Origin of the sequence: Burkholderia sp. GbtcB21 (genome assembly GCF_019091065.1) — a bacterium.
Taxonomy (GTDB): domain Bacteria; phylum Pseudomonadota; class Gammaproteobacteria; order Burkholderiales; family Burkholderiaceae; genus Burkholderia; species Burkholderia pyrrocinia_C.
On the sequence record NZ_JAGXKA010000357.1, the window covers coordinates 1 to 250 of the forward strand.

Genomic DNA, 250 nt, shown 5'->3' on the forward strand with positions numbered 1-250 from the left:
CCCCGTGCGAATATCTGAAGCCCGCGCAGTACGGCGATACGATCACGGTCCGCAGCAGCGTCACGCGCTTCGGCCCGAAGAGCTTCGAACTGGAATACCTGATGGTGCGCGACGGGCAGGCGGACGCCGGGGATTCGGCCGTCGATCATGCGGTGGTTGCGCGGGCCTTGTCCACGCACGTGATGTTCGACTACGGCAGCAAGACCACGGGGTCGGTGCCGGAAGGGTTCAGGACGCGCGTGCTGGCGGT

At 66.4% G+C, this 250-nt stretch carries 1 protein-coding gene; it reads left to right on the forward strand.

The genetic code is table 11. The features are described from left to right. The coding region (locus KVT39_RS37100) for a thioesterase family protein (protein ID WP_217591503.1) at positions 1 to 250 on the forward strand (250 nt) is incomplete at both ends.